12 protein-coding genes and 1 other RNA gene are annotated in these 12,277 nt (G+C 61.2%); 10 read left to right on the top strand and 3 right to left on the bottom strand.

Annotated elements, in window-relative coordinates:
• Positions 1-34 precede the first annotated feature (34 nt).
• From ubiG to V6M63_RS08390, 4 genes are all read left to right on the top strand, one after another.
• Positions 35-742: a bifunctional 2-polyprenyl-6-hydroxyphenol methylase/3-demethylubiquinol 3-O-methyltransferase UbiG gene (gene ubiG / locus V6M63_RS08405; protein ID WP_332741133.1), complete on the top strand. Its 708-nt coding sequence runs from the start codon at positions 35-37 to the stop codon at positions 740-742.
• Positions 739-1,416, top strand: a complete 678-nt coding sequence (locus V6M63_RS08400) for an HAD-IA family hydrolase (protein WP_332741132.1) — start codon at positions 739-741, stop codon at positions 1,414-1,416. Before ubiG ends, V6M63_RS08400 begins: the two co-directional genes overlap by 4 nt.
• Before the next feature lie 12 nt (positions 1,417-1,428).
• Positions 1,429-1,805, top strand: a transfer-messenger RNA (tmRNA) gene (gene ssrA, locus V6M63_RS08395).
• A gap of 160 nt (positions 1,806-1,965) precedes the next feature.
• The gene (locus V6M63_RS08390) at positions 1,966-2,709 is read left to right on the top strand and encodes a pseudouridine synthase (protein ID WP_332741217.1); all 744 of its coding nucleotides are present in this window, start codon (positions 1,966-1,968) and stop codon (positions 2,707-2,709) included.
• A gap of 15 nt (positions 2,710-2,724) precedes the next feature.
• Here the strand turns inward: V6M63_RS08390 and V6M63_RS08385 are convergent, their stop codons facing one another.
• Both V6M63_RS08385 and V6M63_RS08380 read right to left on the bottom strand, forming a co-directional pair.
• Positions 2,725-3,453 carry a DUF2726 domain-containing protein gene (locus V6M63_RS08385; RefSeq protein WP_332741131.1) on the bottom strand — a complete coding sequence of 243 codons (729 nt, stop codon included), beginning with the start codon at positions 3,451-3,453 and terminating at the stop codon, positions 2,725-2,727.
• A gap of 214 nt (positions 3,454-3,667) precedes the next feature.
• Positions 3,668-4,489: an alpha/beta fold hydrolase gene (locus tag V6M63_RS08380; protein ID WP_332741130.1), complete on the bottom strand. Its 822-nt coding sequence runs from the start codon at positions 4,487-4,489 to the stop codon at positions 3,668-3,670.
• Between the two features lie 126 nt (positions 4,490-4,615).
• On the opposite strand from V6M63_RS08380, the gene V6M63_RS08375 reads away from it, so the two are divergent.
• From V6M63_RS08375 to ntrC, 6 genes are all read left to right on the top strand, one after another.
• Positions 4,616-5,512: an EI24 domain-containing protein gene (locus V6M63_RS08375; RefSeq protein ID WP_332741129.1), complete on the top strand. Its 897-nt coding sequence runs from the start codon at positions 4,616-4,618 to the stop codon at positions 5,510-5,512.
• 28 nt (positions 5,513-5,540) lie between these two features.
• Entirely contained in the window at positions 5,541-6,356 is an 816-nt protein-coding gene (locus V6M63_RS08370) for a competence/damage-inducible protein A (protein ID WP_332741128.1), read from the top strand.
• Positions 6,357-6,622: 266 nt separating this feature from the next.
• The gene (glnA, locus tag V6M63_RS08365; RefSeq protein ID WP_332741127.1) at positions 6,623-8,038 is read left to right on the top strand and encodes a type I glutamate--ammonia ligase; all 1,416 of its coding nucleotides are present in this window, start codon (positions 6,623-6,625) and stop codon (positions 8,036-8,038) included.
• 190 nt (positions 8,039-8,228) lie between these two features.
• Complete coding sequence (locus V6M63_RS08360; RefSeq protein ID WP_332741126.1) at positions 8,229-8,750, top strand: hypothetical protein; 522 nt, start codon at positions 8,229-8,231, stop codon at positions 8,748-8,750.
• Complete coding sequence (glnL, locus tag V6M63_RS08355; protein WP_442909563.1) at positions 8,747-9,895, top strand: nitrogen regulation protein NR(II); 1,149 nt, start codon at positions 8,747-8,749, stop codon at positions 9,893-9,895. The genes V6M63_RS08360 and glnL overlap by 4 nt, the downstream gene beginning before the upstream one ends.
• Before the next feature lie 51 nt (positions 9,896-9,946).
• Positions 9,947-11,506, top strand: coding sequence for a nitrogen regulation protein NR(I) (gene ntrC, locus V6M63_RS08350; protein WP_332741124.1), 1,560 nt, complete (start codon positions 9,947-9,949; stop codon positions 11,504-11,506).
• Here ntrC and xth read toward each other — a convergent pair.
• The gene (gene xth / locus V6M63_RS08345; protein ID WP_332741123.1) at positions 11,493-12,269 is read right to left on the bottom strand and encodes an exodeoxyribonuclease III; all 777 of its coding nucleotides are present in this window, start codon (positions 12,267-12,269) and stop codon (positions 11,493-11,495) included. The two genes, ntrC and xth, sit on opposite strands and share 14 nt — an antisense overlap.
• Between the last annotated feature and the right edge of the window lie 8 nt (positions 12,270-12,277).

The raw sequence follows: 12,277 nt of genomic DNA, 5'->3' as shown, positions 1-12,277 counted from the left end.
CGCGGTTTTTTCATGGGCTGACGATAATCAAGCAATGAATCACAACCTCAATGCCGACCCAGCCGAGTTGGCCAAATTCTCCGATCTGGCTCATCGCTGGTGGGATCCAGAAAGCGAGTTTCGTCCACTTCACCAGATCAATCCATTGCGATTGAGCTGGATTGATGGAATGGCCCAACTTGCAGGCAAACGTGTACTGGATATCGGATGCGGCGGTGGCATTCTTTCGGATGCCATGGCGAGAAAGGGTGCCACGGTGACCGGGATCGATCTTTCGGTCAAAGCACTGCGGGTAGCCCAGTTGCACGCGCTCGAAGCAGGCACGACCAATGTCGACTACTTGGAAATCAGTGCAGAGGCCATGGCTTTGCAGGAGCCGGGTTCGTTCGATGTGGTCACCTGCATGGAAATGCTTGAGCATGTGCCCGATCCATCTTCCGTTGTTCGTGCATGTGCGGCTCTCGTGAAACCTGGTGGCTGGGTCTTCTTTTCGACCCTGAATCGCAACCCCAAGTCGTTTCTGTTTGCAATCCTGGGTGCCGAATACATCCTGCAACTGTTGCCCAAAGGAACCCATGAGTACGCCAAATTCATCAGGCCGAGCGAGTTGGCTAGGTATGGTCGCGACGCGGGACTTGAGCTGTCGGATACCCGCGGCATGGAGTACAACCCACTGACTCGTCGCTACTGGTTGAGTCAGGACACCAGCGTGAACTATCTGTTTGCTAGCCGAAAAGCATGAGGTCTGTCGCTTTCCACGGGGTGCGCGCAGTGTTGTTTGATCTGGACGGGACGCTGATTGACAGCGCGCCCGATTTGGGTGCGGCAGCGGATGGCATGCGCATGCGTCGTGGCTTGCCGTCCAAGCCATTGGCGGAATACCGGCCCCATGTGGGTTCCGGTGCGCGCGGCATGTTGCAAGTGGCATTCGGTATGAACGCTGAGCATGTCAACTACGAGCAATACAAGGAAGAGTTCTTCATTCACTATGAAAACTGCCTGACCCAGCGCACTCGCCCCTTCGAGGAAGTGGCCCAACTGGTGTCTTCTTTGCTTGAGCGCGGTTTGCGCTGGGGGGTTGTGACCAACAAGGCTCAGCGTTTCACGGCGCCCATCACCCGCTCCATGGGGCTGTTCGATTCGGCAGCCACTGTGATCAGCGGTGACACGACGTCTCACGCCAAGCCGCACCCCGCGCCCCTGCTGGAGGCGGCACGCCGCATGTCGTTGCTTCCAGCCCAGTGCATCTATGTGGGTGATGACGAGCGCGACATCCGCGCAGGGCGTTCGGCTGGCATGTGGACCGTGGCAGCGCGTTATGGCTATCTGGGTGCAGGGGCTGACGTGGCGTCCTGGGGTGCCGACGCTGAAGTTTCTTCTCCATTGCAGGTCTTGCAATTGCTTGAATCGTCTTAAAATAGGAGCCTTGGGGCTGCACTGGTTTCGACGTGGGTTCGGACGCGCAGCAGGGCATGTCGAGGTTCTGTCACCTCGTAAAGCAACAGAAAAAAACCAACTGCAAACGACGAACGTTTCGCACTCGCCGCTTAATCAGCGGTGAGCCTTGCAACAGCAGGCCGATGGGCTGGGCAAGGGGGTCGCAAGACCTCCCGGCTGCAAGGATAATTTCATCGGCTGGCTTTGCGTCGGGCACCTTGACGCAGGGCGAGACTCAAGGATGCTGGCTTCCCGTTTAGCGTGCCACTGCGCGACTCGGGCGGCGAGACTTAAATCAGACGGCTACACATGTAGAACTGCTCGAAGAAGGCTTGCGGACGGGGGTTCAAATCCCCCCAGCTCCACCATACGACCTGATAGAGGCCGCTAACCAGGTACGGTTGGCGGCCTTTTTCTTTTTAAATCAGGCATTTGCGCAGTTGAACTTCGAGGTGCGATGCATGCGATGGATCATTGTCCTGACACGAAGGCGAGCAGCTGCGCAGCGGCGACAATCCCCGCATCATGATGCAATTGCAGGACATTCTTTTTTCACAAGGTTTTGGTACCCGCCGAATCTGTTGCGGACTCATTCAGCAAGGGCTGGTGAAGGTGGAAGAGGGGACGGGCTGGCAAGCATGCACCGATCCCACAGCCGCGTTTGTCGAGGAGGATTTGGTGTTCCAGGTTCAGGGCGAGACCTGGGTCTACCACGAGCGCGCCTACCTCATGGTTCACAAACCTGCGGGTTTCGAGTGCTCGCAAAAGCCCAGCACCTATCCGAGCGTCTACACCTTGTTGCCCGGCCCCTTGCGTGGCCGTGGCGGTGGAGCGGCTGCAGGCGTGCAGGCGGTGGGTCGTCTTGACCAGGACACCACGGGTCTGTTGTTGATGTCGGATGACGGAAAGTTCATTCACCGGTTGACGTCTCCCCGCCATCACGTGCCCAAAGTGTACGACGTGCAGGTCAAACATCCTCTGGATGAGCAGCAAGTGATCCGACTGCTGGAAGGCGTGGTTCTGGACGACGATCCCAAGCCTGTGAAGGCCCAAGCGTGTTCGGCTGAGAGCGAGTTTCACCTGAAATTGACGCTGACCGAAGGCAAATACCACCAGGTCAAGCGCATGGTGGCTGCGGTGGGCAACAGGGTAGAGGCCCTGCATCGATCGTCGGTGGGGGTGCTTTCGCTGACCGGTGATTTGATGCCCGGGCGCTGGCGATGGCTGAGTCGAGAAGAGGTCGCGTCGCTTACTCAAAAGACCTCGGGCTGATGCCCGCGACGTCGTTCAGAGGAGATCGCCTTTGCGGCTGTCGAGCGGCATCAGGAACGAGTTCTCTTGCCACTGAGAGTTGAAGTCGCTTCGTGGTTCACCCGTGGTGCTGTTGGGCCACGTGGAGAGCGGGGAGAAGTCGCTGGCGCGGGTGCTGCGTTGGCGGGTCAACACCGTGCGCAGGTTGGCCTGCGCGGCAATGATGGCGCGCTCCTCCATTTCGCGCTCGCGCATCGACTGGCTCAGCGCAGACTCTCCCAGGAATTCAGCTCGGATTTCGGCCACGGTGGGAAGGCTGTTGGAGCGAACGACCCAGTAGGGCAGGCCGCACTGGGTCAGCAATGAGTGCTTAAGTGCTCGTGTGCTGCGCGGAAGACCCGCACTTCCAGGCACATCAAGGCAACCGAGCACCCGGCCGTCAGATCGGCACACGGTGAAGGTGCAATACACGCTGCCCAGCAACTTGTACCACTCCATGCCCTGTTCCCGGTCCCGCGGCAGGGTGAAGCGCGTCACCGGGAGCTTGATCATCACGTGATGATCGTAAAAGGCTCTGGCCAGCCAATGCCACACCCTGGCTTCTTCGCTGTTGGCCAGCGCGCGGGTGCTCAAGGGCCAGTGTTTCGGGATGCGCCTTCTCTCCCTGGCCTGCCGTTCTGCCCACATGCGGTGCAGCAGCGCGCCCAGCGCCAGCAAAGCGGGCACCAGCACTGCAAGCAGCCATGGGTTGGTCCAGTCGGTCATGAGCATCGGAGGGTATTCGTCTATCTGTATCAAAGTGTATGCAGTTGTCACCAGCCATGGAGAGTCTGCAATCTCGATACACGAAGAAGGTGTGAATTTCTTGGGGTTTGGACAGCGTTTGATGGGCTATTTGGTCCACATTACACCCGAGACCGATTGTGCACACTGCTGGACGTTCGTACATCCTATAAAGTGGGTAGCTTCCAAACGGTCGTCAAACAATGCGGCTCAAAAAGCCTTGTACCGCTTCGGTGAGGCGATCGGGCTGATCTCTGTGGAGGTTGTGCCCGCACTGGGGAAACTCGAGCCTCACGGTATCGGCGACCACTGTTTCAATCGACCTCAATTGCGCCATGGAGCCGTACTCGTCGTCCATGCCTTGCACCATGAGCAGCGGTGAAGCAATGGACCGAATTTCTGCCCTGATGTCGAACGTGCGGAATGCTTCGCTGAGCCAGACGTCGTTCCACTGCCAGAATGCGTTGTCGACGTCTCGGTGATGACGGGCCAGCCGCTGCCGCAGTCCATCTGCGGATGGTGGCGCGGCCTGAAAGAGCGCTTTGGCCTGAGCGATGGCCTTCAATGACATCTCTTCCACGAACACATGGGGCGCTAGCGCCACGCAACCTGCCACGTCATGGCGTGCAGCGTGCAGCAATGCAATCGTGGCCCCGTCGGAGTGCCCAACCAGAACCGGACTGCCGATGCCCAACTGCTGGAGCACCTGTGGCAACACTTCGTTGGCCTCCAGATGCATGTAGTCGGGCTCGTGGCGGCCGATGTGCCATGGTCCGCTGCGGCGCGGAGGGCCCCTGACGTCCTCCACCGGGTCGGATTGTCCGTAACCGCGTCTTGAATACATCCAGCCGGTGCGACCTGTCGCGGCGCACAGTTCAGCGGGCCAGAGTCGTCCTCGCTGCCGCCAGAGGGACACGCTGCCCAAGCCTTCATGCAGAAAGACAAGTGGACTTTTGTTGGTTGGGCCGGGAATGTGAGCCACCTCGAGTCCCACGCCTGAAATCACGATGCGATTCATCGCACGGATGCTAGCCCTCATGCAGCGTTTGAGTTGTCTTCAACGTGATTGTCATTCGTGCAGCGGCACGCCGATGCACGTTGTCCCGAGTCCGTCTGTGCCTTGGATTGGCTGTATTCTCGTGTGATGACCTTGTTGTTCGATTCTTTCTGGCGGGCCGTTGCGTACTGCGTCCACCCTCGGGTGATCGCCCTGTCCTTTCTCCCCCTGATCTTGATGGTCGTCCTGTCGTTCGGCCTGGGTTACTTTTTCTGGGAGGACGCCGTCGCCTCGGTGGGTGCCTGGCTGGCATCGTTTGAGCTCGTGGAAACCTTGCTGGCCTGGATGGACCAAATCGGAATGGGTCCGCTCAGAGGCGTGTTTGCGCCGCTGCTGGTGTTGGTGCTGGCCACTCCCGTGATCGTGCTGTTGTGTCTGTTGCTGGTGGCGATGTTCATGACCCCGGCGATGGTGGATCTGGTGGGCCAGCGTCGCTTCGCCAGTCTGGAGCGCAAACACGGCGGGTCGCTGGTGATCAGTGTGCTCTGGTCATTGGGCTCCACACTGCTGGCCATCGTTGCGCTGGTGATTTCCCTGCCGTTGTGGCTGGTCCCCCCCTTGGTGCTGATCCTGCCGCCCCTGATCTGGGGCTGGCTCACATACCGCGTTTTTGCGTTTGACGCGTTGGCCACGCATGCCAGCAGTGACGAGCGCAAATCCATCTTGAGAGAACACCGCGGCAGTTTGCTGCTCATGGGTGTGCTCAGTGGCTATTTGGGCGCAGCCCCCACTTTGTTGTGGGCTTCGGGCGCCATGTTCATTGCCATGGCGCCGCTCTTGGTGCCATTGGCCATCTGGATATACACGCTTGTGTTTGCCTTTGCCTCGCTCTGGTTCGCCCACTTCGCGCTCGCGGCGCTGCAGCGCCTGCGTGCCGTGGTGCCGGTGGAGGTGCTTGATGCAGATCCAGAACGTGTTCGCCCGTCTGAAGCCCGTGCTGACGCGCCGCAACTGCACGGGCCAGATCAGACCGGTGCGACGTGACCATTCCCTTCTTTTTGTTGAGCACCTCATGACGCCAGCCATCGGCCTGATCATCATTGGCGACGAAATCCTCTCGGGCAAGCGCTCGGACAAGCACCTGTCCAAGGTCATCGAGCTGTTGAGCGCGCGAGGCATGTCACTGTCCTGGGCGCGGTTTGTGGGCGACGACCGCCCGAGCATCACAGCCAATCTGCGAGACGCGTTTGCTCAGCCGGGCATCGTTTTTTCATGTGGCGGCATCGGTGCCACCCCTGACGATCACACCCGTCAGTGTGCGGCTGCTGCATTGGGGGTCGAACTCGCCTTGCATCCCGAGGCCAAGATGCTGATCGAGTCGCGCATGCGCGATGTGGCCGCCGAGCAGGGTCAGGTCTTCGACCCCCAGCGCGCGGACAACGTGCACCGCTACAACATGGGGGTGTTCCCACTGGGTTCGACCATCATCCAGAACCCGTACAACAAGATCCCCGGGTTCAGTTGCACTGGTGCCGGTGGGGGGCAGGTTCACTTCGTGCCTGGATTTCCAGTCATGGCGTGGCCGATGATCGAGTGGGTGCTGGACCACCCCTACGCTCACCTGCACCATCAAGGTTCCTCGCTGGAGCGCTCGGTGATCGTGATGGGCGCCATAGAGGCAGCGCTGACGCCATTGATGGAGCGGATTGAGCGTGAGTATCCGGTCAAGGTGTTCAGCCTGCCCAGCGTCGACCATCCCGAGTTCGGGCGCCACATCGAACTGGGCGTCAAGGGGGGCTCTGGCGCGGTTGCAGACGCCTTTGCCAGCCTGCTTGCCGGCCTGCGGCTGCATGGGGCCGAGCTGGGCCCTGAGATGGTGCGCAATTGATGTGCACCTTGTTGGTGCTCATTTTTTGGGGCGCACCGCAATCGTGCGAATGTCCCGTTCATCGGTCCAGCCTTCGCGCTCAAGGCTGAAAAACCCTTCTCAAGCGCTTTGCTGCGAACCTTTGTGGCGCATCGCCTGCGCCATAATCCCCGGGCGTTTGGAGGCAGATGCCCCGTTCAGGTGAACTCGGGTTGCGTTTGGCACAAATACTGCTTCATTCCCAAGTCGATTTTCATTTTTCACTCACCCAGCTACAGGAGTATTTGATGGCCAAGACCGTCGCAGACGTGATGCAAATGGTGAAGGACAACGACGTCAAGTTCGTTGACTTCCGTTTCACCGACACCCGGGGCAAAGAGCAGCACGTCACCGTGCCTGTGTCCCACTTCGACGAAGACAAATTCACCTCGGGCCACGCGTTCGACGGCTCTTCGGTCGCTGGCTGGAAAGGCATTGAAGCCTCGGACATGCAGCTCATGCCCGACTCCAACACCGCCAACATCGATCCTTTCTTCGAAGAAACCACGCTGTTCCTGCAGTGCGACGTGATCGAGCCGGGTGACGGCAAGGCCTACGACCGCGATCCGCGCTCCATCGCCAAGCGCGCCGAAGCCTACCTCAAGGCCTCCGGCCTGGGCGACACCGCATACTTCGGACCAGAGCCAGAATTCTTCATCTTCGACGGCGTGCGCTGGAGCAATGAACCCGGCCGCGTGATGTGCGAGATCGACGAATACGAAGCGCCGTGGAACAGCGGTGCCAAGCTCGAAGGTGGCAACCGTGGCCACCGTCCCACCGTCAAGGGTGGCTACTTCCCCGTGCCCCCGGTCGACAGCATGCAGGACATGCGCGCCGAGATGTCCCTGATCCTGGAATCGCTGGGCATCCCGGTCGAGGTGTTCCACCACGAAGTGGCGGGCGCTGGCCAGAACGAAATCGGCACCAAGTTCAGCACGCTGGTCGAGCGCGCCGACTGGACCCAGGTGCTCAAGTACGTGGTGTGGAACGTGGCCAATGCCTACGGCAAGACCGCCACGTTCATGCCCAAGCCCTACGCTGGCGACAACGGCTCGGGCATGCACGTTCACCAGTCGATCTGGAAAGACGGCAAGAACCTGTTCGCTGGCGACGGCTACGCCGGCCTGAGCGAATTCGCTCTGTACTACGTGGGCGGCATCATCAAGCACGCTCGCGCGCTCAACGCCATCACCAACCCTGGCACGAACTCGTACAAGCGCCTGGTGCCTGGCTTCGAAGCCCCGGTGAAGCTGGCTTACTCGGCCCGCAACCGCTCGGCCTCGATCCGCATTCCGTACGTGGCCAACCCCAAGGGTCGTCGCATCGAAGCGCGTTTCCCCGATCCTTCGGCCAACCCTTACCTGGCCTTCTCAGCCCTGATGATGGCCGGTCTGGATGGCGTGGAAAACAAGATCCACCCGGGCGAAGCCGCCACCAAGGACCTGTACCACCTGCCGCCGGAAGAGGACAAGTTGGTGCCCACCGTGTGCCACAGCCTCGACCAGGCGCTGGAGTATCTCGACAAGGGTCGTGGCTTCCTGACCAAGGGTGGTGTGTTCACCGACTCCATGCTGGATGCCTACATCGAACTCAAGATGGCCGAAGTCACGCGTTTCCGCATGGCACCGCACCCGGTCGAATTCGACATGTACTACAGCCTGTGATGGATCGCCCGGCGTGGCCGGGCGTCCATGCAGACGAGGGACGGCGCAAGCCGTCCCTTTTGTTTTGGAGCGACATCTGGCCCTGTCCACGGGGTCGGCGGCGGCACTTTTCAAAGGGTTTTCCGTCATACTGATTCGCGATGAACGGCGCCAGTCTTTGCCGTGTCGACCCAACGGAGACCCTGTGCCCATGTCCGCTCTGCATTTCTCTTTCGTTCGATGCCTCGTCACGGGCGCTGTGGCCCTGTGCAGCCTGCAAGCCCAGGCCCAGGAGCGCATCTATCGCTGCGGCAACGAATACACCAACAACGCCCAAGTGGCCAAGAGCCGCAACTGCACCCCGATGGAGGGTGGAAACATCACGATCGTGGAAGGCATCAAGCCCGCGCCCGCTGCCCGCACCACACCTGCGGCGGCCACGCGCAACGGCAGCGATCGTGTGGATCCCAATGCACAGCGTGCCCGCGACAGCGATGCCAAGGCCATTCTGGAGGCCGAGTTGCGCAAGGCCGAGGAGCGGCTGGCGCAGGCGCGCAAGGAGTACGCCAATGGCGAGCCCGAAAAGCAGGGCATCGAGTCGCGCAACTACCAGCGCTATCTGGATCGGGTGGCTGAGCTCAAGGCCGCGGTGACACGCGCCGAGAGCGATGTTGCCGGACTGCAGCGAGAGCTGGGCCGGCTGCCTGCCGCGTCGGGCAATGCCGCAAGATGAGCGGTTTGAAAAAGACGCCTGCTCCATCTCCCATCAAACGCCGGGCGCCGCCCAAGCCGACGGGGGTCGCAGGTGCGAAGCGGCCCGCTGCCTCGTCGGGGCGTTTTCAGTCGCTTGACTTGTTGGCCACCCTGGTTGCGGTGGTCGATGCAGATGGGCATGTGCTGTATGCGAACGCGGCGCTCGAGGATGCGCTGGGCACCTCCCGACGCAGCATTGCCAACACCCTGTTTCAAGACTGCTTCACCGAGTCCGCGTTGCTGGAGAACGCACTCAGTGGCGCCCGGGGCAACGAATTTGCTGCCTTGCGCTACGACGCCTGGCTCAAGCGCGTGAGCCATGAATCCTTGCCGGTGCATGTGGTGGTGGCCCAGACCGAGAGCAAGGGTGAGGTGGTGGTGGAGTTGTTGCCGCTGGAGCAACAGGCCAGGCAAGAGCGCGAGGAGCGTCTGATCGACCAGGCCCAGGCCAACAAGGAGCTGATTCGCAACCTCGCGCACGAGATCAAGAACCCGCTGGGCGGGATTCGCGGCGCCGCGCAACTGCTGCAGATGGAGCTCGATTCGCGCGAACTCATCGAATACACACAGGTCATCATCCACGAGGCTGATCGGTTGCAGTCGCTGGTGGATCGCCTGCTCGCGCCGCACCGCCGACCGCACGTGGTGGGGGATGTGAACATTCACGAGGTTTGCGAGCGGGTGCGTTCGCTGATCCTCGCCGAGTTCCCCAAGGGGTTGCGCGTGGTGCGCGACTACGACGCTTCCATTCCCGAGTTCCGTGGCGACCGTGAACAGCTGATTCAAGCCGTGCTCAACATCGCGCACAACGCGGCGCAAGCGCTGGCCGAGCGCATCGCGGCGGGTGATGCGAAGATCATTTTCAAGACCCGTGTGGGTCGGCAAGTCACGTTTGGCAAGCAGCGCTATCGCCTGGCATTGGAATTGCATGTCATCGACAACGGGCCTGGCGTACCAGACTCGATCAAGGACCGCATCTTTTTCCCGCTTGTGTCGGGACGCGATGCCGGCTCCGGCCTGGGGCTCACGCTGGCACAAACCTTTGTTCAGCAGCACCATGGATTGATCGAGTGTGAAAGCGTACCGGGATGCACGGACTTCAAGATCCTCATCCCCTTGCCCTAGAACCGACACACCATTGCCGAGCGCTGCGCCACAAGAAGGGACGACACCAACATGAAGCCGATCTGGATAGTGGACGACGATCAATCGATCCGCTTCGTGCTCGAAAAAGCGCTGTTGCGCGAGAACCTGCCCACACGCAGTTTCACCAATCCGCAGGACGTTCTCAAGGCCCTGACGGACGCACCCGAAAGCGAAGGCCCACAGATTCTGGTGAGCGACATCCGCATGCCTGGCGGCTCCGGCCTGGAGCTGCTGGAGAAGGTCAAGGAAATGCTGCCCGGCCTGCCAGTCATCATCATGACGGCGTTCTCCGACCTTGACAGTGCGGTGTCTGCCTTCCAGGGTGGGGCATTCGAATACCTGCCCAAGCCGTTCGACCTGCCGAAGGCGGTGGAGCTGATCCGCCGTGCGGTGGAAGAAAGCCAGCGCGAGGAGGTGGCCGAGGAACGCATGACCGCCGCGCCCGAGATGCTCGGGCAGGCGCCGGCCATGCAGGACGTGTTTCGCGCGATCGGACGCTTGAGCCAAAGCCAGGTCACGGTGCTGATCACCGGTGAATCGGGTTCCGGCAAAGAGCTGGTGGCGCGTGCCTTGCACAAACATTCGCCGCGCGCCGCAGGCCCGTTCGTGGCCATCAACACCGCAGCCATTCCCAAGGACTTGCTGGAGTCCGAACTCTTCGGCCACGAACGGGGTGCCTTCACCGGTGCGCAGACGATGCGCCGCGGTCGCTTCGAGCAGGCCGATGGTGGCACGCTGTTTCTCGACGAGATCGGCGACATGCCGTTTGACCTGCAGACGCGCTTGCTGCGCGTGTTGTCCGACGGTCATTTCTACCGTGTGGGTGGCCACAGTGCCGTGCGCGCCAACGTGCGCGTCATCGCCGCCACGCACCAGAACCTGGAGCAACGTGTCAAGGATGGTGTGTTCCGCGAGGATCTGTTTCACCGGCTCAACGTGATCCGCCTGCGCCTGCCTGCCTTGCGCGAGCGCCGTGAAGACGTGCCCATGCTCACGCGCTTTTTCCTGCAGCAAAGTGCCAAGCAACTGGGTGTGGAGCCCAAGCGCATTTCAGAGTCCGCCATCCGGCTGTTGGGCACGTTCGACTTTCCCGGCAACGTGCGGCAGCTCGAGAATGTGTGTCACTGGCTCACCGTGATGGCACCCGCCCAGGTGATCGAACTCAAGGACCTGCCACCCGAGGTGCTGGCCATGGCGGGAACGTCGGTGGCGGCTTTGGCGGCACTGCCAGAGGCGTTGTCCACGCCTACCGCTTCGGCTCCGTTTTCGGCAGCTCAGCCACTCGTGGCGCTCTCGGAGGCTTCGCACATCGACTCGCCGTCACTCACCACGGCCGAATTTGCACCTGTGCCCGATGCCATGCCGACGGCGTCGGTGCCGACCTGGGAAACAGGCCTGCAGGCCGAGGCCTTGGCGTTGCTGGAAGAGGGTCGCACCGATGTGTGGGACGTGCTCACCCGCCGCTTCGAGACCAAGCTGATTCAGACGGCGCTGGTCAACACGCGGGGCCGGCGCATCGAGGCCGCGCACAAGCTGGGCATTGGTCGCAACACGATCACCCGAAAAATACAGGAACTCAATCTAGAGTGACCACCACCGGTGCATGGTCGCTGGGTTGAGGGTTCTTGCGGGGCGCACGGTCGATGGTGCATGCCTTGACGCCTTCGCGCAGCGCCTCGCTCACCAGAATGTGGTCGATGCGCAGCCCGCGGTTCTTCTGGAAGCCCAGCATGCGGTAGTCCCACCATGAATAGCTCTTTTCGGGCTGCTCGAACAGTCGGTAGGCGTCGGTCAGCCCAAGTTGCAACAAGGCCTGGAAGTGCGCGCGCTCTTCCACCGTGTGGTGGATGGTGTCTTTCAAGCCCACGGGATCGAACGAATCACGGTCTTCCGGCGCCACGTTGAAATCGCCCATCAACACCAGCCGCGAATGCACTTTCAACTCTTCCACCAGCCACCGGTGCAGCGCCTCCAGCCAGCGCAGCTTGTAGGCAAATTTCTCCGAGCCGGGTTCCTGCCCGTTGACGAAATAGCAGTTCACCAGTCGCAGCGGTCCCCCTGGGGTGTCCAGGGTCGCGGCGATCACGCGCGACTGGTCGTCGGCGTGCATCGGGATGTTGCGCACCACGTCGGTCACGGGCGTTCGGCTCAGGATGGCCACGCCGTTGTAGGTCTTCTGGCCGAAGACCGCGGCGTGGTACCCGGCTTCCTTCAAGGCGTCGTAGGGAAACTTCTCGTCCACCAGCTTGAGCTCTTGAAGCCCGAGTGCATCGACGGGGTTGGCGGCGAGCCAGTCCAGCACCTGGGGCAGGCGCACGGTGAGGGAGTTGATGTTCCAGGTGGCGAGTTGCATGGGAGGGT

The sequence above is a fragment of the Hydrogenophaga sp. genome (assembly GCF_036675665.1).
Taxonomy (GTDB): domain Bacteria; phylum Pseudomonadota; class Gammaproteobacteria; order Burkholderiales; family Burkholderiaceae_C; genus Hydrogenophaga.
Note: the sequence above shows the minus strand (reverse complement) of the source record. Positions and strands in the feature narration are given on the sequence as shown.